The organism is Amycolatopsis sp. CA-161197, assembly GCF_050942255.1.
Classification (GTDB): Bacteria; Actinomycetota; Actinomycetes; order Mycobacteriales; family Pseudonocardiaceae; genus Amycolatopsis.
The window spans coordinates 6,186,170-6,204,588 of the sequence record NZ_CP192059.1 but is presented as its reverse complement, the minus strand read 5'-3'; the positions used below and the strand labels follow the sequence as shown (position 1 = coordinate 6,204,588).

The 18,419-nt window shown below is 71.8% G+C and carries 17 protein-coding genes; 7 read left to right on the top strand and 10 right to left on the bottom strand.

Going from position 1 to position 18,419, the window contains the following annotated elements:
- Window positions 1-277: 277 nt before the first annotated feature.
- Complete coding sequence (locus tag ACQPXB_RS29035) at window positions 278-1,159, bottom strand: hypothetical protein (protein WP_432845145.1); 882 nt, start codon at window positions 1,157-1,159, stop codon at window positions 278-280.
- A gap of 411 nt (window positions 1,160-1,570) precedes the next feature.
- Here ACQPXB_RS29035 and ACQPXB_RS29030 point away from each other — a divergent pair, with 411 nt between their 5' ends.
- Window positions 1,571-2,131: a hypothetical protein gene (locus tag ACQPXB_RS29030; RefSeq protein ID WP_432845144.1), complete on the top strand. Its 561-nt coding sequence runs from the start codon at window positions 1,571-1,573 to the stop codon at window positions 2,129-2,131.
- Here ACQPXB_RS29030 and ACQPXB_RS29025 read toward each other — a convergent pair.
- Window positions 2,128-2,856 carry a M24 family metallopeptidase gene (locus tag ACQPXB_RS29025; protein WP_432845143.1) on the bottom strand — a complete coding sequence of 243 codons (729 nt, stop codon included), beginning with the start codon at window positions 2,854-2,856 and terminating at the stop codon, window positions 2,128-2,130. The two genes, ACQPXB_RS29030 and ACQPXB_RS29025, sit on opposite strands and share 4 nt — an antisense overlap.
- A 199-nt stretch (window positions 2,857-3,055) precedes the next feature.
- Here ACQPXB_RS29025 and ACQPXB_RS29020 point away from each other — a divergent pair, with 199 nt between their 5' ends.
- The 3 genes from ACQPXB_RS29020 to ACQPXB_RS29010 all read left to right on the top strand — a co-directional run bounded on the left by ACQPXB_RS29020 (window position 3,056) and on the right by ACQPXB_RS29010 (window position 7,205).
- Window positions 3,056-4,696 (top strand): trypsin-like peptidase domain-containing protein, encoded by a 1,641-nt coding sequence (locus ACQPXB_RS29020; RefSeq protein WP_432845142.1) that lies wholly within the window; start codon window positions 3,056-3,058, stop codon window positions 4,694-4,696.
- 396 nt (window positions 4,697-5,092) lie between these two features.
- Window positions 5,093-5,587: a hypothetical protein gene (locus ACQPXB_RS29015; RefSeq protein WP_432845141.1), complete on the top strand. Its 495-nt coding sequence runs from the start codon at window positions 5,093-5,095 to the stop codon at window positions 5,585-5,587.
- A 61-nt stretch (window positions 5,588-5,648) separates the two neighbouring features.
- Window positions 5,649-7,205: an AMP-binding protein gene (locus ACQPXB_RS29010; RefSeq protein WP_432856830.1), complete on the top strand. Its 1,557-nt coding sequence runs from the start codon at window positions 5,649-5,651 to the stop codon at window positions 7,203-7,205.
- Window positions 7,206-7,209: 4 nt separating this feature from the next.
- Here the strand turns inward: ACQPXB_RS29010 and ACQPXB_RS29005 are convergent, their stop codons facing one another.
- The 5 genes from ACQPXB_RS29005 to ACQPXB_RS28985 form a co-directional block, all read right to left on the bottom strand.
- On the bottom strand, window positions 7,210-8,259 hold the full coding sequence (locus ACQPXB_RS29005) for a class I SAM-dependent methyltransferase (protein WP_432845140.1): 1,050 nt from the start codon (window positions 8,257-8,259) through the stop codon (window positions 7,210-7,212).
- A gap of 86 nt (window positions 8,260-8,345) precedes the next feature.
- Window positions 8,346-9,572 carry a glycoside hydrolase family 18 protein gene (locus tag ACQPXB_RS29000; protein WP_432856828.1) on the bottom strand — a complete coding sequence of 409 codons (1,227 nt, stop codon included), beginning with the start codon at window positions 9,570-9,572 and terminating at the stop codon, window positions 8,346-8,348.
- Window positions 9,573-9,726: 154 nt separating this feature from the next.
- The gene (locus ACQPXB_RS28995; protein ID WP_366583586.1) at window positions 9,727-10,041 is read right to left on the bottom strand and encodes a hypothetical protein; all 315 of its coding nucleotides are present in this window, start codon (window positions 10,039-10,041) and stop codon (window positions 9,727-9,729) included.
- An 85-nt stretch (window positions 10,042-10,126) separates the two neighbouring features.
- Window positions 10,127-10,744 (bottom strand): hypothetical protein, encoded by a 618-nt coding sequence (locus ACQPXB_RS28990; protein ID WP_432845139.1) that lies wholly within the window; start codon window positions 10,742-10,744, stop codon window positions 10,127-10,129.
- On the bottom strand, window positions 10,741-11,073 hold the full coding sequence (locus tag ACQPXB_RS28985) for a PadR family transcriptional regulator (RefSeq protein ID WP_366583588.1): 333 nt from the start codon (window positions 11,071-11,073) through the stop codon (window positions 10,741-10,743). Before ACQPXB_RS28985 ends, ACQPXB_RS28990 begins: the two co-directional genes overlap by 4 nt.
- 141 nt (window positions 11,074-11,214) lie before the next feature.
- Between ACQPXB_RS28985 and ACQPXB_RS28980 the strand changes: the two genes are divergently transcribed.
- Both ACQPXB_RS28980 and ACQPXB_RS28975 read left to right on the top strand, forming a co-directional pair.
- Window positions 11,215-12,987, top strand: a complete 1,773-nt coding sequence (locus ACQPXB_RS28980) for a chitinase (protein WP_432845138.1) — start codon at window positions 11,215-11,217, stop codon at window positions 12,985-12,987.
- Between the two features lie 89 nt (window positions 12,988-13,076).
- The gene (locus ACQPXB_RS28975; protein WP_432845137.1) at window positions 13,077-13,826 is read left to right on the top strand and encodes a short-chain dehydrogenase/reductase; all 750 of its coding nucleotides are present in this window, start codon (window positions 13,077-13,079) and stop codon (window positions 13,824-13,826) included.
- Window position 13,827: 1 nt separating this feature from the next.
- Here the strand turns inward: ACQPXB_RS28975 and ACQPXB_RS28970 are convergent, their stop codons facing one another.
- Window positions 13,828-14,487, bottom strand: coding sequence for a MarR family transcriptional regulator (locus tag ACQPXB_RS28970; protein WP_432845136.1), 660 nt, complete (start codon window positions 14,485-14,487; stop codon window positions 13,828-13,830).
- Between the two features lie 134 nt (window positions 14,488-14,621).
- On the opposite strand from ACQPXB_RS28970, the gene ACQPXB_RS28965 reads away from it, so the two are divergent.
- Window positions 14,622-15,437: a class I SAM-dependent methyltransferase gene (locus ACQPXB_RS28965; protein ID WP_432845135.1), complete on the top strand. Its 816-nt coding sequence runs from the start codon at window positions 14,622-14,624 to the stop codon at window positions 15,435-15,437.
- Between the two features lie 103 nt (window positions 15,438-15,540).
- Here ACQPXB_RS28965 and ACQPXB_RS28960 read toward each other — a convergent pair whose 3' ends face one another.
- Window positions 15,541-17,499 carry a hypothetical protein gene (locus ACQPXB_RS28960; protein WP_432845134.1) on the bottom strand — a complete coding sequence of 653 codons (1,959 nt, stop codon included), beginning with the start codon at window positions 17,497-17,499 and terminating at the stop codon, window positions 15,541-15,543.
- Between the two features lie 83 nt (window positions 17,500-17,582).
- Complete coding sequence (locus ACQPXB_RS28955) at window positions 17,583-18,407, bottom strand: oxidoreductase (protein WP_386954526.1); 825 nt, start codon at window positions 18,405-18,407, stop codon at window positions 17,583-17,585.
- Between the last annotated feature and the right edge of the window lie 12 nt (window positions 18,408-18,419).

Here is an 18,419-nt window from a genome sequence, read left to right as displayed (position 1 = left end):
CGAGCTTCCGCTCCGGTACCGGCGGTCTGAGATCCATTGTGCTCCTTCGTCCTCCGGCGAAACGAGCGCCGGCATCGCCACGGCAGATAGTGTCCGACGCGTCGGCCCGAAGGAGCAGCGGATCGGCGTTCTGCTGCGCCGGCCGGCCGGGCAAGCTCCTGCATCCGACGCACGGGGAGACCGCCGCCCCTGGCAGGGGGCGCGTGCTCGAACTCCGCGGTCGAGCGAAGGGCGCCCCGACGGTGGTCGAGGCGCCCTTCGCGGTGAGGGGAAGCGGTCAGCCGCCCATCTGCTTCACGATCTCGCTCATGTCGGCGATCTGGTCGGCCGGCGGGGCGGTGATGGTGACGGGGGTGCCCCAGTCGCTGTATTTGAGCGTGCTCTTGCCCAGGCCGGTGCCGCCCGTGCCTTCGGCTTGGGTCAGTGCAGTCTCGTCCATCGTGATCTGGCGCGGGAGCTGGTTCTTGTCCACCCAGAGCTCGGTCGGGAGCATGATGTGCTTGCCCTTGACCTGCTGCTCGAGCTTGGCCTTCGCCGCGGCCGGCAGGAAGTCGGTGACCTTGTCCAGGATCTTGTCGAGATCGAGCTCCACCTTGTAGTGGTTCATTTTCTCGCCGTCCAGGGTGGTCTGGTCGGAGCTGAGGATCCGGCCGGCTTCGGCGACCCGGTCGAGTACCTCGGTCGGGTCGCTCGCCTGGGAGGTCGAACCCATGCTGCCCGACATCGCCTGCGACAGCGCGTCGTCGGCACCCGGCGTGATCTTGAGCCACGGCTTGTCGGTGCCCAGCTGGCTCGCCTCGCCCGGCGGAACCTTCACGTACAGGGTCTTGTCGACGATCCGCAGCTCGACTTGCTGGCCTTCGACGTTCTCGGTCAGCGAAAGCTCGATGTTGCCCGGCTGGAACAAGTAGTCGCCTTGAGCCGTGACCGTCTTGCCGGCCGCGTTCGCCACCAGCGAGACTTTCGCCGACTTCGACTTCTGCGTGACCTGCTTCGAGGCGGCCGACAGTTCCAGCACATTCTGGAACGGTGCGGCGAGCCCGAGTTCCGGTTTGTCACCGGCGCCCGACGCCGTCCCGTTCTGGCCCTTGGCACCACAGCCCGTCAGCACGAGTGCCAACGCGGCGCCCGCGGCGACGACGAAAGTGGTTCTGCGCATGCAATCTCCCTGGGAGGTCATTGGTTCACCCGCATATCGCCGTGGTGGTCCGGCGGTTACGCCGTTTCGGTCACGATTCGGCGTTGTGGTTCGACAAAAGTGCGGCCGGCGTCTTTTGCGACATCAATCCCGCTGACACGCAAATCCGCCAATAGGGAGGGATAAACCCCGATGTTCGAAAAGGTGTCATCCGGGGCCGAAACCACCACGGCAAATGATCAACCGCCCCACGCGAAACAGTCCCAATCATCCCGATTTGACCGAAAAATCCCCGACATACGGCGACACATCCCCGCAGGTTCACCGCGCGAGCCGAGACGAACACCACTCTCGACATCTGCTTAGGTTTGCCTAAGCTCACCTTGCCCGACCTGCCGGGCAGCCCCCTTGAGTCCGGAAAGGACCTTCGCCGTGAGTACCCCTGCCACTCAAGCCGCGCCCGTCGCGGGTTCCGTGTCCCCCACCTTCCGGCGGCTGCACGCCGCTGCGGTCGCCCGGATCGTGTTCGGTGTGGTGTGGGCGATCGACGCCACGTTCAAGTGGCTGCCGGGCTTCGTGCACGGCCAGACGCTCGGCAAGGAGCTGGGCAAGGCCGACAAGATCTCCGTCCCCGTGGTGCACCAGTGGCTGGAGCTGTGGCACACCGTCGCGAGCTGGAGCCCGGCGGCGTTCGCCGTGGGCACGGCCGTGATCGAGACGCTGATCGCGCTCGGGCTGATCTTCGGGGCGTTCTCGAACCTCGTGTTCATCGGGAGCGCGGTGTTCTCGTTCGGCATCTGGTCGGCGGCGGAGGGCTTCCACCTGCCGTGGGACGCGCCGGGCATGACGGACCTCGGACCGTCCGTCGGCTACATCTTCGCCTCGCTCGGCCTGTACTACGCGGCCGCCGGATCCGTGTGGAGTGCGGACACGGTGCTGCAGCCGAGGCTCGGCAAGCTCTCCTGGCTGGCCGCGAAACCCGCCGCTGTCTAGTCGGAGCCGCCGCCGGACCGCTCGTGGCCGAGGTCGAGCAGCTCCTCGAAGAACCCGCCGATCCGCCGTTCGCGGTCGACGAGGTGGACCTCGAGGATCCAGTGCGACGTCTGCCCGTTGCGGTCCGGCCGGCGCATCGGCCGGTCGCTGCCCGGCGCGATGTAGGACTCGATCCGCTCGCCGTCGATCGTCTCGTGCGGGAACTGGCCCACGAGGTGCCCGGAGTGCGCGCCGCCGAACTCCCAGCCGGCCTCGGCGGCGAGCTTGGTGACGTGCTCGTACAGCTCGGCGCCGGTCACGTCCGGGTGTGCCTCGAAGTACTCGCGCCCGGCCTGCCACACCACGGGCAGGCTGTCGCGCAGCCGCAGCTTCACGGGGTCGTCGCCGAGCACGAACGTCCGCCCGAAGTCGGCCTCGAACTCCTCGAAGATCGGCCCGAAGTCCACGAAGACGATGTCGTCCTCGGCGATCACGCGGTCGGGCGGGTTCTCCCGGTACGGCCGCAGCGTGTTCTCGCCCGCGCGCACGATCCGCTTGTGCCAGTAGCGGTCCACGCCGAACAGCTCCGCCGCGAGGTCGCGCACCGCGTTGCTCGCCTCCGTTTCGCGCACGCCGGGCGCGAGCAGCCCGCGCCGCTCGACCTCGTCGAACAGCTCGACGGCCTTGGCCTGCGCGTCCAGCAGCCGCGCCGCGCGCTGTGCCTCGTCCTCGATCAGCTCACCCATGCCCCCGACGGTAACCACCGCCGCACGTGGCCACCAGGCGAGTCCGATTTGGGTGCCGGCGGGAGGAATCACCCGATCCGCGACCGAACCTGGGGAAACTCCACAGGTTTCCCACGGAGCCCGGCAAGGAAAATCTCAGGTACGGGGTGTGTTCTGGTCGAGGCGGTAGCCAGGAGCGGGACGAGGCTGGAGCGGGAACATGAGCGAACAGGAGCCGGGGTCGACCGGTGGGTGGCCGTACGGACACGGTGACCAGGCCCAGCCGGGCGCGTACGAGCAGTACGGACAGCCGGACGCGGCGGGCCGGCAAGGCACCCCGGGGCAGCCGGGCACGCCTGGACAACCGGGCACGCCGGGACAACAGGGTCACTACGGCCCGTACGCCGGCTACAACCAGGGCTGGGCACCGCAGGGCGCGTGGGGTCACCCGGGCACCCAGCAGTTCCCGCAGACGCCGTACCACCGGCCGCCGCGGCCGATGCGCAGCGCGGCGATCGCCGTCGGCGCCATCGGGCTTTCGGTCGTGCTCGGCCTCGGCATCGGGCACTTCGTGTGGACGCCGGGCTCGGATTCCGCGTCGGGCAACCAGAACTTCGGGTCCGTGGCGCCTCCCGGGGGCACGTCGAGCACGTCGATCGACCCCAACGGGATCGCGACGAAGGTCGACCCGGGCCTGGTCGACGTGAACACCGAGCTCGGTTACCAGAGCGCCGCCGCGGCGGGCACCGGCATCGTGCTGACCTCGGACGGCGAGATCCTCACCAACAACCACGTCGTCGAAGGCGCCACCAGCATCAAGGTGACCGACATCGGCGACGGCAAGACCTACACCGCCTCCGTGCTCGGCTACGACCGCAGCCACGACATCGCGGTGATCAAGCTCAACGGCGCCTCCGGCCTGAAGACCGCGACGCTCGGCAACTCGTCCGCGGTCGCGGTCGGCGACGCCGTGGTCGGCATCGGCAACGCGGGCGGCGCCGGCGGCACCCCGGCCGTGGCGGCCGGCAAGGTGACGGCGCTGAACCAGTCGATCACCGCGTCGGACGAGTCGGCCAGCTCATCGGAGCAGCTCACCGGCCTGATCCAGGTCGACGCCGACATCCAGTCCGGCGACTCCGGCGGCCCGCTGGTCAACGCCGACGGCCAGGTCATCGGCGTCGACACCGCTGCGTCTCAGGGCTTCCAGTTCAACGGCGGCCAGGGCCAGGGCGGTCTCGGCCGCGGCCGCGGCGGGCTCGGCCAGGGTCAAGGAGGCCTGGGGCAGGGTGGTCTCGGGCAAGGGCAGGGCGGCCTGGGTGGCCTCGGCGGGCTCGGCCAGGGTCAGGGCGGTCTGGGCCAGGGCGATCCGGGCCAGGGCCAGGGCGGCCTCGGCGACGGCAGCGGCCAGCAGGGCGCCTCGAGCGGCCACCAGGGCTTCGCGGTCCCGATCAACCAGGCGATCGACCTGGCCCACCAGATCATCGGCGGCAAGTCGTCCGACTCCGTCCACATCGGACAGAGCGCGTTCCTCGGCGTGTCGGTGAGCGACGCCGGCCAGCAACAGCAGGCGCCCGGCGGGTTCGGCCAGGGCCAGGCCCAGGGTGGCCCGGACCAGTCCCAGGGCAGCTCGACCGGCGCGCAGATCCAGGACGTCGTCGCGGGCGGTCCCGCCGCCTCGGCCGGCCTCACGGGCGGCGACGTGATCACCGCCGTCGACGGCAAGACCGTCGACTCGGCGACCGCCCTCACCACCCTCATGGACACCCACCACCCGGGCGACAAGCTCACCGTCACCGTGGTGGACCAGACCGGCCAGCAGCACGACGTCACCGTGACCCCGGTCAACGGCCCGGTCGGCTGACCGCGAGCACGCAAGGAGGGGGCCCGGTCCATCACGGACCGGGCCCCCTTCGCTGTCGCGGCGGCAACTTCCTCCTGGGCCGTGCCGAGTAGGAAAGCGCGACTTCGGGCCGACGGTCTTGCTCGACCCCGGCGCGCGAACGTTGTCACGCGCCCGAGAAGGGGGTCCCGGTCGATTGCGAACCGGGGCCCCTTCGCTGTCGCGGTGGCAACTTGCTCCCGGGCGGTGCCGAACAGAAAAGCGCGACTTCGGGCGGACGGCCTCCGCCGGCCTGGCTCGGCCCCGGTGCGAGAACGTTGTCACGCGCCCGAGGAGGGGTTCCGGTCCAGCGGACCGGGACCCCTCCCGCCATCGCGGCGTTACCTTCCCCCGACGCGAGCGAGGGAGGAACAGCCCATGGACCGCAAGTGGCTCACCCCGGTGCTTCTGCTGGCGGTCACCGGCTGCAGCACCGGCACGACCGGCCACGCACACCCCGCCGGTGGGGACCTGCCGGGCGCGGCCGACGGGCGCGACTACGCGGCCTGCGCCGACGGCAACTGCGAAGTCCTCGTCACGAAGCCGGTCGACCTTCCGGCCGGCGGGCGCGGGGACGTCGACACGTTGGCGATCACCCGCATCGGGCCCGGCGGGGTGGACTACGAGGTCAGGAGCGCCCACGGCGGCGGCTCCGGGAACCTGACCGCGGGCTGCGTCTCGACGTTCTTCCGGGGCGGGGGAGGCTCGGCGTGCTACTCGGGGGACGTGCCGCGGCCGCAAGCGCAGACGGGGGTGCTCGCGGTGCGGCTGACGGGGGCTTCGGCGGCCGGGGCCGTGGTGCAGCTGGTCTCGGGGCCGCCCGGGCCGCCGCCGGAGTCGCTGGTGCCTCACATTCCCGGTTTCGGGGGCTGAGTGCGGCCTATTCTCTCCAGCGGCACCGTCGCCGAAGCCGGGAGAGGAATCCGTGGACTCCATCAGCACCCTGTCGTACGAGCCGCTCACCCCGACCGCCTACCTCGACCGCGCCGCGGCCGCGCACGGGGACCGGATCGCCGTGGTCGACGGTGAGGACCGCTGGACCTACGCCGAGCTGCACGAGCGGTGCCGCCGGCTCGCCGGGGCGCTGGCGCCGCTCGCGGAAGGGCGGCCGGTGGCCGTGCTCGCGCCCAACACCCACGTGCTGCTGGAAGCCAACTTCGGCGTGCCGTGGGCGGGCGTGCCGCTCGTCGCGGTGAACACGCGGCTCGCGGCGCGCGAGGTGGCCTACATCCTGGAGCACGCGAAAGCGGCGGTGCTGGTGCACGACCCGGTGTTCGACGAGCTGGTCGAAAACGCCATCGCGTTGCTGCCCGGGCCCGCGCCACGCCGGATCCGCGCGGGCGAGGAGTACGAGCGGCTGCTGGCGGCCGCCGAGCCGCTGGCGATCACGCCCGACGACGAGCGGTCCGTGCTGTCGATCAACTACACCTCCGGCACCACCGGCCGGCCGAAAGGCGTGCTCTACAGCCATCGCGGCGCGTACCTGCAGGCGCTGGCGATGGTCGGCCACACGGGCCTCTCGCCCTCGGCCGTGCACCTGTGGACGCTGCCGATGTTCCACTGCAACGGCTGGTGCTTCCCGTGGGCGGTCACCGCGGCCGCGGCCACGCACGTGTGCCTGCCGAAGGTCGAGCCCGCCCGCGTGTGGCAGCTGATTCGCGAGCAGGGCGTCACGCACCTCAACGGCGCGCCGACCGTGCTGTCGATGCTCGCCTACGCCCCGGAAGCGGCGCCGGTCGAGACGACGGTGCGGGTCGCCACCGGGGGAGCGCCGCCGTCGCCCGCGATCCTGCGCCGCATGAGCGAGCTCGGCTTCGACGTGACGCACCTCTACGGCCTGACCGAAACCTACGGCCCGGCGATGATCTGCGACTGGCGTCCCGAGTGGAACGCGCTGGACGAGCAGGAGCAGGCGCGGCTCAAGGCCCGCCAGGGCGTGGGCAACATGATCTCCTGCACCGCCCGCGTGATCGCCGACGACGGCACCGACGTGCCCGCCGACGGCGCCACCGTCGGCCAGATCGCCTTGCGCGGCAACAACGTCATGCTCGGCTACCTCGACGACCCCGAAGCGACGCGCGCCGCCGTGCCCGACGGGTGGTTCCGCACCGGCGACCTCGGCGTGGTGCACCCGGACGGCTACGTCGAGCTGCGCGACCGCAGCAAGGACGTGATCATCTCCGGCGGCGAGAACATCGCGTCGGTGGAGGTGGAGCAGGCGATCGCCGAGCACCCGGCCGTGCTGGAGGTGGCCGTGGTCGCCGTGCCGGACGAGCGCTGGGGCGAGGTGCCGGCCGCGTACGTGACCTTGCGCGACGGCGCGAGCGCCACGGAGGCGGAGATCGTCGAGTTCGTGCGCGAGCGGCTGGCGCGGTTCAAGGCGCCGAAGTCCGTGACGTTCGGGGACCTGCCGAAGACCTCCACCGGGAAGATCCAGAAATACGTGCTGCGCGAGAAGGCCTGGGCGGGCGTGGAGCGGCGCATCCAGTGAGCACTCAGCCCAGCCGGTAGAAGCGCCACATGTCGTGGTCGATCGGCAGGGTCTCGATGCGGGCGAACCCGGCTTCGCGGGCGTACGCCTCGACGGTCGAGCGGCGGATCGCGGTGCCGGTGGCGGCCGAGCCCGTGCTGCTCATGCTGTCGGGCAGGCAGATCGCCACGCTGAAGCCGTACATCAGCCGCTCGACGGCGTCGCCGGGCGCGGTGAACTCGTCGGCGACCTTCATGTCGGCCACGAGCACCGGCCCGCCGAGGCCGCGCATCGCCGCGAGCGCGCGGACGGGGTAGGGCAGGTCGTGGAGGCATTCGAAGGCCATCACGAGGTCGTACGGCTCGGCCTCGACCGTGCCGATGTCCTGGCGGTGCACGGTGATCCGGTCGGTGAGGCCGGCTTCGGCGACGTTGGTCCGGGCGAGCTCCACCGACGCTTGGTCGAGGTCGTACGCGTCGACGTGCGTCTGGGGGAACGCGCGCGCCAGCGCGATCGCGGCCCAGCCGCCGCCGCAGCCGATGTCGGCGACACGCGACGGCCCGTCGGCCAGGCGCGCGAGCACGTCGGGCATCGCGGGCAGCCATTGGTGCGCCAGCAGGTGCAGGAAACCCGGACGGTTGAGCGCCGCCTGGGATTCGCGCATGTCGGTGCCGTAGCCGGCCCACGGGAAGCCGTGGCCGGTGCGGAACGCCTCCGCGACCTCGGGCACGTGCCCGGCGGCGCTCACGAGCTGGCGCGCGAGCGGGCTGAGGTAGGCGAGCGCGTCCTGGTCGGCGAGCACGGTCTCGGCGCCCGGGGCGAAGCGGTAGTGCCGTTCGGTCTCGGTCCCGGTGACCTCCAGGAACCCCGACACCGCCTGCTGTTCGAGCCATTCGCGCGCGCACCGCTCGTCGGTGCCGGTCGACTCCGCGAGCTGGGCGGGCGTGCGGTCGCCGCCGGCGAGGGAGCGGTAGTAGCCGAGGCGGTCGCCGAGCGCGATGGCGATGACGTCGGAAGTCGCGACGGCGGCGTCGAACACGCGCGCCGCCATGGCTTCGGCGGGGTCTTCGGGCATCACCCAGTATTCGCAGAGCGGCCCGAACCGGACAACGACGGGCTTTTCACCGGGGCCCGGGCTCGCGGCCCGGGACCCGGCGGAGATCAGCGGGAGATCGCGGAGAGGAGTTCGGCGTTCGTGGTGTCGCCGGAGAGCTCCCACGCGAACACGCCGCCGAGCCCCTGCGACTTCGCGTAACCGGCCTTGGCCGACGCCGTCGCGGGAGTGTCGTAGCTCCACCACTGCGAGCCGCACTTCGCGTAGGCGGTGCCGGCGATGAGGCCGTTGGACGGGCACGTGGTCTTGAGGACCTTGTAGTCCTCCACGCCGTCCTCACCCGTGGTGGTGCCCTTCACCGGGCCGGTCGCCGTGCCGCCAGGCTGCTTCTGCGTGACACCGTCCCAGCCGCGGCCGTAGAACCCGAGGCCCAGCAACAGTTTCGCCGACGGCACGCCGTCGCGGCGCAGCTTCTGGATCGCGGCGTCCGCGTAGAACCCCGCGGTCGGGATGCCGTGGTACGAGCGCAGCGGCGAATGCGGCGCGGTGGGACCGGTCGGGGAGGCGCCGGCGACGAAGTAGTCGTAGGTCATCACGTTGTACCAGTCGAGGTAACGGCTCGCGCCCGCGTAGTCGGTGGCGTCGATCTTGCCGCCGGGCGTGCCGTCCGCGGTGATCGCCGCGGTCACGAGCTGCTTGCCGAACCTGGCGCGCAGGGCCCGGACGACCTCGGTGAAGGCGTCGGGGCCGCTGGCGTCGCACTCGAGGCCGCAGGCGTTGGGGTACTCCCAGTCCACGTCGATGCCGTCGAAGAGCCCGGCCCAGCGCGGGTCGTTCACCAGGGCGTAGCAGGAGTCCGCGAACTTCGCGGGGTCTTTCGCGGCCTCGGTGAAGCCGGGGGAGAAGGTCCAGCCGCCGAACGACCACAGGATCTTCAGGTTCGGGTGCAGCTTCTTGAGCTGCAGCAGCTGGTTGAAGCTGCCGTGCAACGCGCCGGGCTCGGCGCTGTCGGCCTGGCCGGTCACGCTCGTGGCGGCGTCGTAGGGCTGATCGGCGTCGGCCCACTCGTCGCCGAACGCGCACTGACCGGCCGTGACGGTGCCGAACGCGTAGTTGATGTGGGTGAGCTTCGCGGCGGAGCCGGAGGTCTCGATGTCCTTGACGTGGTAGTTGCGGGCGTACACGTCCCAGTCGGCGAAGTAGGCCATGACCTTGTGGTCCGGCCGGTGATTCGCCGCGGCCGGGGTGGGAGCAGGTGTGGTCGCCGTCGCCGGCGCTGCGAGGGAGGCGAGCACCAGGGCCACCCCGGCCCCGGCCGTGACCAGACGTCTCAGCACGATCGTTTTCCCTTCGACGGGGGAAGAAGACCGCCGGACGCTAACAGGTCCAGACCATTGGGGACAGGGCTCGCCGGGAGAGCGGGCAGCAACGCGGCCCGTTTTGACCCTGCCGGCGCGGAGACGGGCCTCGGGGTCGGGGAACCGGCGCTCAGGCCTGCTTGACCTCGCAGCGCCACGCGCCGCCGGCGCCACGGGTGCACGTGAGCTGCTGCTCGTCGGTCGCGTCGCCGGGCTGGCGCCACGGCATCACGGTGTCGCCGGCGATGAGCGCGTCGAGCGTCTGCAGCTGCGGGTCGCGCGGCTCGGGATGGTGCTCGTACCCGGCCCGCCCGAGCGCCAGCGCGATGGCCATGCCGAGCAGGTTGACGTCGTTCGCGTCCGTCGGCAGCTCGCCTCCCTCGGGGCGCAGCCGCACCCCGGCCTCGGGCGAGTGGACGATCGCTGCGGTGTAGCTGTCGGACATCAGCCGGCACTCTCCGTTCGTGAACTTCCGGACAGGGCTCAGCCTATTTCGCCCGCTCACCGGTGTCACCGCCGACCCGCCGGGCTCAGCCCAGCGCCCGCCGCAGCCGGGGTGCGCTCAGGAGCACCCGGCAGGCGTAGCGCACCTGGGCCCACCGGCCGCTGCGCGCTTCGGCGAGGTCGTGCAGCTCCGAGAGGAACAGCTCGGCGTACTCGGCCCGGCTCCCGGCCGGCAGCAGCGCCGCCGCGCACGTGGCCGTCACGCGGGAGAACGCGATCACCTGCGCCGGGCTCGCCGCCGGCCCCGCCCACCCGTGCCAGCGGGGACGCCGCGAGCCGAACCCGTGGTCGGAGAGCACGGTGACGACGTCCCTGCGCGCCGCGTCGAGCTGGTCCACCACCTCGATCACGCAGCGGCGCGCGAGGTCGTGGTCGTCGCGGCCGGTGCCGTCGCCGACCAGTGCCAGCGCGCGCCACGCGTAGGCGCGGGCGTTGCCGAGCGCCGGCCCCAGCTCGGCGGCGCTCGCGAGGTCGCCCGTCACGTCGAGCTCGCGGCACAGGTCGGCGAGAAGCCCGCCGACCAGCGGCAAATCGATGGCACGGAACGAGCTGCTCAGGTGGGGCAGCAGCGTGGCCGCGACGCGATCGTGGGTCCGGCCGAGCATGCGGTCCAGGCCGAGCAGCAAGTCGAGCGGCGGGTTCACCGCGCGTCCCCCGCCAGGCCCGGGCGCAGCCGCGTCAACGCGCGCGCCGAGGTTTCCGCGCGGTGCAACGCTTCCCGCACGGCCTCGAGACCGTCGGGGTCGAGCCGGTAGTAGCGCCGCCGCGGCCGGCCCGCCTCCGCCGGATCCGCTTCCTCCCACCGCGACCGCAGCCAGCCCGCCTTCTCAAGGCGCGCGAGGATCGGGTGGATCGTGCCGCTGGGCAACCCGGCGGCAGCGCAGATCTCGAGCCCGTAGAGCTCCTGGGTGGGCTCCCGCAGCAGCGCGTGGAGCACCAGCTGGGTCGGGAGGGTCATCCGCGGACCGGCCATGCAAGAACTCTACCTAGCCCCCTTCGCGAGGGAAAGCCCTGGCCGTGGCTCGGCGTCCGGGTGGGCTTCGGGAAGTGGTCTGGACATTTCACACATTGGTCCAGACAATGAGCACCTCCCCGCCGAAGCCGGAGGTGCGCGATGAGGCGTTCCCGACTGTCCGTGTTCCTGGCCGCGTTCGCCGTGGCGCTGGGTGGGCTCGTGGCCGTGCCCGGCAGTGCCGGGGCCGCGAACCTGCTGGTCAACCCCGGGTTCGACGCCGGGTCGACGGCCGGGTGGGAGTGTGCGGGCGGGGCGGCGACGGTGGCCTCGCCGGTGCGTTCGGGGGCGGGGGCGCTGGCGGTGACCGCGTCCGCGAGCGACACCGGGCAGTGCAGCCAGACGGTGTCCGTGCGGCCGAGCACGACCTACGCCGTGGAGGCGTGGGTGCGGGGCAATCCGGTGTACCTGGGGGTCACCGGAGGGCCCTCGACCTGGGCGGGATCGGGTGACTACACGCGGCTGGCACTGTCGTTCACCACGGGTGCGAGCCAGACGTCGGCGCAGCTCTACCTGCACGGCTGGTACGGCGGCGGCACCTACTACGCCGACGACGTCAGCCTCGACGGCCCGGGCGGCGGGACCCCCGGCGCGCCGAGCGCTCCGACGGCGCCGAAGCTCGGTGTGGTCACCGGCACGTCGATCGGCCTGACGTGGACCGCGCCGGCGGGCACGGTGACCGGCTACCGCGTCTACGAGGACAGCACGCTGCGCGCCACCGTCACCGGCACCTCGGCGACGCTCACCGGTCTTTCGCCGTGCACCACGCACAGCTACACCGTCGCCGCCTACAACACGGCGGGGGAGTCACCGCGCAGCGCCACCGTGTCCGGGTCCACCGGCGGCTGCACCAACGCCGGCTTGCCGGAGCACGCCCTCATCGGCTACCTGCACGCCAGCTTCGCCAACGGCTCCGGCTACGTGCGCATGGCCGACGTGCCCGACGCGTGGGACATCATCGACCTCGCGTTCGGCGAGCCGACCACGCCGACGTCCGGCGACATCCGCTTCAACCGCTGCCCGGCGACCGAATGCGCGGGCGTGGAGAGCGACGCCGACTTCATCGCGGCGATCCGCGCGAAGCAGGCGCAGGGCAAGAAGGTGCTCATCTCCATCGGCGGCGAGAAGGGCCAGGTGCAGCTCACCACCACGGCCGCCCGCGACGCGTTCGTCAGCTCGGTCTCCGCGATCATCGACAAGTACGGCCTCAACGGCCTCGACGTCGACTTCGAAGGCCACTCGCTGTCGCTGAACGCGGGCGACACCGACTTCCGCAACCCGACCACCCCCGTCGTGGTCAACCTGATCTCCGCGCTCAAGACGCTGAAAGGCCGCTACGGCAGCGGGTTCGTGCTCACGATGGCGCCCGAGACGTTCTTCGTGCAGGTCGGCTACCAGTTCTACGGCGGCTCCTCGGCCGGCGACCAGCGCACCGGCGCGTACCTGCCGGTGATCAACGCCCTGCGCGACTCGCTGACCGTGCTGCACGTCCAGGACTACAACTCCGGGCCGGTCATGGGGCTGGACAACCAGTACCACACGATGGGCGGCGCCGACTTCCACATCGCCATGACCGACATGCTCAAAGCCGGCTTCACCGTCGCCGGCGGCGCGTTCTTCCCGGGCCTGCGCGACGACCAGATCGCCCTGGGCGTGCCGGCGACCGTCAACGCGGGCAACGGCTACACCGCCTCCGCTGACGTGCAGACCGCCCTGACCTGCCTCACGAAGGGCACCGGCTGCGGCGGCTACACCCTGCGCGGCGGGACCGTGCCGGGGCTGCGGGGGCTGATGACATGGTCGATCAACTGGGACCACTTCTCGGGCTGGGCGTTCCAGAACGCGCACGCGCCGTTCCTGGACACGCTGCCCTGAGACCCCTGCCCTGAGACCCACGAGACATGGCGGCCCGCCGGCGATCTTCGGCAGACTGGGAACCACCCCGAAGATCGTGAGGACCACCGATGGACCTGAAACTCCGCGGCAGGCGTGCCCTGGTGACCGGCGCGTCGAAGGGCATCGGCGCGGCCGTGGCCGAGGTGCTGGCCGCCGAGGGCAGCCACCTGCACCTGGCCGCGCGCAGCGGTGAGGCGCTCGAAGCCCTCGCCCGGAAGCTGCGGGAGGCGTACGGGGTCGAGGTGACCGTGCACGTCGTCGACCTGCGGGAAACCGCCGATCTCGAACGGCTCGCCGAGGCCACGGCCGACGCCGACATCCTCGTGAACAACGCCGGCGACATCCCCGCCGGCACGCTCGACCAGGTCGGTGCCGACCGGTGGCGGCACGCGTGGGACCTCAAAGTGTTCGGCTACGTCGACCTCATCCGGCTCGTCTACGCGCGGCTGCGCGAGCAGGGCCGCGGCGTGATCGTCAACGTGATCGGCGCCGGCGGCGAGCGGCCCAAGCCGGAGTACATCGCCGGCGGTGCGGGCAACGCGGCGCTGATGGCCTTCACGCGCGCGCTCGGCGCCGAGGGCCCGCGCGACGGCGTGCGCGTGGTCGGCGTGAACCCCGGCCCGGTCGCGACCGAGCGGATCACCACCATGCGCGCCGCCAATGAAGACGTCGACGCGAGCTTCGCCGCGCTGCCCTCGCGCCGCGTCGCCGAGCCGGGCGAGGTCGCCGACCTGGTGGCGTTCCTGGCCTCGGGCCGCGCCGACTACATCAGCGGCACCATCGTCACCATCGACGGCGGGCTGTCCGCCGCGTCCTGACTCACCCGGCGGCGAAGACGTGCCGCCACCGCTCGGCCGAGTCGGCGAGGTCGCGCCCGACGTGGTCGAAGTAGTCGCCCATCGCGGCCAGCCGCGCGGCGGCGGGGGAGCCGGCCAGCAGGCCGGCGCCTTCGCGCGCCGAGGTGGCCCACGCGGTGCAGACGTCGGCTTCGCGCCGGCACGAGCGGTACCACGCGTCGTCGTCGACGCGGTAGTGCTCGCGACTGCCGGGCTCGCTGACTCGGCGGACCAGCTCAAGCTGCTCCAGGTACGCGATCGCCTTCGACACTGACGCGGGGCTCACCCGCACGCGCGCCACGAGGTCCGCCGCGGAGAGGGCGCGCCGGTCGCTGGTCAGCAGCGCGGCGAGCACGCGGGCGGGCATACGGGGGAGTCCTGTGTGGACCATCATCTCCGTGAACCGCTCCTCGAAGCCGGTCGGCGCCGGCGCGCCCGCGGGCACGCGCCGGCCGCGCTCGTGCGTGGCCTCCTGGGCGTGGTCGGCCCGGTAGCCGCGCGGGCCGCCGTTGCGCCGGACCTCCCGGCTCACGGTCGACGTCGGCCGGCCGAGCAGCCGCGCGATCTCGGCGTAGGCGAGCCCGGCGGTCAGCCCCTCGGCGACGGCTCGACGGTCCTCGTGGGTCAGGCGGCTTCCCGGCATGCCCCGAGCGTACGCCGTCATTGCAACGCAGGCCGGTCGTTGCACTCGTGACAGCCATTGCAACACAAGGAAAACCCGAGTTGACGGACCCCGGCGGACAGTCGTAGTTTCCCGATCGGGAAAAGGGGGTCACCATGGACACGACGGCGTTCACCGCGGTGGAGAACAGCCTGTTCCTCACGCTCGACGGCCGCGCGCTCGACGCCCGCACGCCCCGCCCGGTGCTCGGCGACCCGACGGCCTCGGGTGTCGTGGCGGCACTCGGCCACGACCCCGCCGCGGCGCCGTTGGTGAAGAGCCAGGTGTTCGACATCGCCGTGCGCTCGCGGATGCTCGACGACGTGGTGCGCTCCTTCGTCGGCCGGCACCCCGACGCCGTGGTGCTGGAGCTGGGCTGCGGGCTCGACGGCCGGATCGAACGCGTGCAGCCGCCGTCCACAGTGGACTGGTACGACCTCGACCTGCCCGGCGTCGTCTCCGTGCGCGAACGGCTCCTGCCCCGGCCCGCGAACGCCCACTTGGTGGCCGCCGACCTCACCGACCCGGCGTGGCTCGACCGGATCCCGGCCGGCCGGCCCGCCGTCGCGGTCGCCGACGGGCTCGTCGCCTTCCTACCCCAGGACGCGTTCGTCGCCCTGCTCGCCGGGATCGCCGGCCGCTTCCCGACGGGCGAGATCGCGTTCAACAGCTACACGCGCTTCCACGTCTGGGCCATCAAGCACTACCGCGGCACCGGTTCCATCGCGGGCGTCGTGGCCAACCCCGGCTTCGACGACCCGCGCGACCCGCAGCGCTGGGTGCCGAAACTGGAGCTGGCCGGCGAGCAGTTCGCTTCCCGCGCGCCCGAGGTCGCGTTGCAGCCGCTCGCGCTGCGCTGGTTCACCCGCCTGGCGGCCCGCAGCACAGCCTTGTCGCGACGGGGGACGTGCGTGCTGCGCTACCGGTTCTGACTCACGCGTCCGGGGTCGACGTCGCTCTGCCCGATGGTGGTTCGGATCGTGATCATGCTTCTGGCCGGGTGATCTGGGGTCGGCGTCGGGGCGAGGCCCTCGATCAGGCGAGCGTCGGTTCGATCAGGAACGGCCGGTACCCCGCGATCTCGGGCAGGTCGAAGTGCTCGAACGCCTCTCGCCGCAGGTGCCACCGGATGATGCGGCGGGTCGACGCGTGGTGCGGCTGGGAGAAGACGAGCGTGTCGGGGGTTTCCCAGATCGGGGCGGTCGGCGGGATTTCGCCGACCTCGCAGCCCTCGGGGAGCGGGCGTTCGGTGATGGTCCCGGTGGTCAGGTCGAGCACCATCAAAGTGAGCGGGTTGTGCCGGAACGAATACATGCTCGCGCCACCCGGGACGAAGCCGCCGCGCGGGGTGTCCACGGTCCGCCGCCGCTCGCCCGACGCGGTGAACACCGCCAATCCTTGCGCGTCTTCGCGCACGTTGGCGCCGGACAGCGGATCGAGTCGATGCACCGGCGAGGCGAGAGCCACGGGTTCCCGGCCTGGAATCCAGCGAGAGGTGGTGAACGCCGCTTCGCCCGACCTGGTGGAGAAGTAGACAGCGCCGTCGTGGATGCCCAGGACGTGGCGCGTGAGGTTTTCCGACCTCGGCAGGCTCCACGCTTCCTCCGTTGTCACGTCGAAGACGTGCACTTGATCCCACGGTCGCCGGCCGGTGTGCGTCTGCACTCCGGCCAAGTGCCGTCCGTCCGCGCTGCGAACGGGCTGGAAACCCAGGTCCACCGGAAGCCGGCTCCCGGCCCCGGCCCAGGTCATCAGTTGTCCTTGCCCGGCGGAGGCGGCGACGTAGATGCCTGCCGGGGTCTCGAACGCGCGGTAGCGGTAGTCGCTGTCGACCCGGCCCAGGACGACAGGTTCCCCTGCGCGCCACACGACGACCGTGCCATCGGCGGCGAGGAATCCCGCACGCGGCGGAGCACCGGCCACGGTCACCGGTTCCTCCCCGCGAACGCTCCGGCGGGCGACCCGCGGTACCGGCCGGGTCCATAGCGGCGAGCGAGGAAGCGCGGTGACAGTGTCGTTTCCTCGTTGGATCAGGTTGTCTTCGGCCGCGTACTCGAGTAGCGGTTCGATCGTTTCCCCAGGGACAGCCAGCAACGCGGCCAGGTCCTCGATGCGCGCCGGATTCGACCAGGCGGCGATGCCGGTGACATCGGCGGCGAGCCAGATGTACGCGCTGCGCACTGCGTCGGCATCCACCCGGGCCGCCAGTTCACCTGGTAAGTCGAGCGCTTCCGTGGCCCGCCGTGGCGTGCCCGGGGAGAATCGTCCGGCACCGTCGTCCACGATCAGCCCCGCGGCGACCAGCAACGGGATCGCGTCCCGGCGTGTGCGCGGCGGATCGACACCCAGCTGGGCGCACACCCCGGCCGACGGCCGCGGCTCGTCGGGCAGCGGTTCGTCGAGCCAGCCGTCCGGGCGCTGCATGCCGGCGAGGGTGAAGAACCACGACACCTCGATGACGTGGTAACCGAGCACCTGCTGCCACCCCGGGTTCGCCGGGTGAACCGCCGCACGCGTGCGCTTGAGCCACCGCGGTGCCTCCGGCGTGCCCGGCGCCGGCCAGGACTGGATCAGCCAGACGTCTCCTTCTTCGCCGTCGTCCGCGGCCTTGCGGCACACCCGGACGCGAAAGAGTCCCTTCGCACCGAGACTCAGTTCGTCGCCGAAGGTCCCACCCGTCAGCGTTCCCAGGCCCACGACCCCCGAGCGGCTGTGAAACGGCGCCTCGACGATGTCTTCCCAGTCCCCGAGCCGTACGTCGGGTGGCTCGTCGTGCGCTTCCCAGCGAACCGCTTGGTAGGGATCGCCGGCCGTGCCGTGCAGCCATCCGTCGCCCGCCGTCGCGATCGTGCCGGACAACGCGTTGGTCGCGAGCTCGCCGAGCAGCTCGTTGCCCAGCGAGGGCAAACGGTCCTCGCGGTACACGTCACGCACCACAACGGTCCCGTATTCGGGCAGGTACTCGTCGTCCTCACAGAACCCCAGAATCGTCACGCCGGGCACGGTAGCGCCCGGCGCCGACAATTCCGGTGGCGATCGCTTTCACCGGAAGTGCGCGGCTCGGCGGAAGGACCGGCTCACGCGTCCGGGTAGCGCGTGTCCAGTGCGACGGCCTCCCACTCCGCGAGGTCCGCCAGCTGCTTCTCCAGCTTCGCCCGGATCCGCGTGACCGCTTCCGGCCCCAGTGGCAGCCGCAGTGGTGCGTCGGGGGTGTCGACGAGCGTCAGGATGGCCGCGGCGGCGCGGGCCGGGTCGTTGGGCTGGTGCCCGTCCTGCGCGGAGAAGTGCGAGCGCAGGCGGCCGGCGGGGGTGTCGGCGTAGTCGGCGATCGGGTCGGCGAAGGTCATGGAGCGGCCGGCGAACTCGGTGCGGAAGGGGCCCGGCTCGACGATGCTGACGCGGATCCCGAGCGGCCCCACCTCGCCGGCGAGGGCCTCGGACATGCCTTCCAGCGCGAACTTCGACGTCGCGTAGATCGCGTGGCCCGGGTTGCCGACGACGCCGCCCACGGAGGACAGCTGCACGATGTGGCCGCTGCGCCGCGCCCGCAGGTGGGGCAGCACGGCGCGCGTCACGGCGAGCACGCCGAACACGTTGGTCTCCATGACCTTGCGCGTCTGCTCGTCGGTGAGCTCCTCCAGCGCGCCGATGAGGCCGTGGCCCGCGTTGTTCACGAGCACGTCGATCTGCCCGTACTCGGCGAGCGCGGCGTCGACGGCCGAGTGGATCGACGCGGGGTCGGTCACGTCGAGGCGCGCGACGAGCGCCCGGTCGGCGAAGTCCTTCACCGACTCGACGTCGCGCGCGGTGGCCACGACCCGCTCGCCCCGCGCGAGCACCGCCTCGGCGAGCACCCGCCCGAAACCGGCGCTCGTGCCCGTGATGAACCAGACCCGGCTCATGTCCGTCTCCTC

Excerpts from the sequence above, each read along its gene's own strand:
- ACQPXB_RS29020 (WP_432845142.1), top strand. The coding sequence starts at position 3,056 with ATGAGCGAACAGGAGCCGGGGTCGACCGGTGGGTGGCCGTACGGACAC.
- ACQPXB_RS28980 (WP_432845138.1), top strand. The coding sequence starts at position 11,215 with ATGAGGCGTTCCCGACTGTCCGTGTTCCTGGCCGCGTTCGCCGTGGCG.
- ACQPXB_RS28985 (WP_366583588.1), bottom strand. The coding sequence starts at position 11,073 with ATGGCCGGTCCGCGGATGACCCTCCCGACCCAGCTGGTGCTCCACGCG.
- ACQPXB_RS28975 (WP_432845137.1), top strand. The coding sequence starts at position 13,077 with ATGGACCTGAAACTCCGCGGCAGGCGTGCCCTGGTGACCGGCGCGTCG.
- ACQPXB_RS28965 (WP_432845135.1), top strand. The coding sequence starts at position 14,622 with ATGGACACGACGGCGTTCACCGCGGTGGAGAACAGCCTGTTCCTCACG.
- ACQPXB_RS29025 (WP_432845143.1), bottom strand. The coding sequence starts at position 2,856 with ATGGGTGAGCTGATCGAGGACGAGGCACAGCGCGCGGCGCGGCTGCTG.
- ACQPXB_RS28995 (WP_366583586.1), bottom strand. The coding sequence starts at position 10,041 with ATGTCCGACAGCTACACCGCAGCGATCGTCCACTCGCCCGAGGCCGGG.
- ACQPXB_RS28970 (WP_432845136.1), bottom strand. The coding sequence starts at position 14,487 with ATGCCGGGAAGCCGCCTGACCCACGAGGACCGTCGAGCCGTCGCCGAG.
- ACQPXB_RS28955 (WP_386954526.1), bottom strand. The coding sequence starts at position 18,407 with ATGAGCCGGGTCTGGTTCATCACGGGCACGAGCGCCGGTTTCGGGCGG.
- ACQPXB_RS29005 (WP_432845140.1), bottom strand. The coding sequence starts at position 8,259 with ATGCCCGAAGACCCCGCCGAAGCCATGGCGGCGCGCGTGTTCGACGCC.
- ACQPXB_RS29035 (WP_432845145.1), bottom strand. The coding sequence starts at position 1,159 with ATGCGCAGAACCACTTTCGTCGTCGCCGCGGGCGCCGCGTTGGCACTC.
- ACQPXB_RS29015 (WP_432845141.1), top strand. The coding sequence starts at position 5,093 with ATGGACCGCAAGTGGCTCACCCCGGTGCTTCTGCTGGCGGTCACCGGC.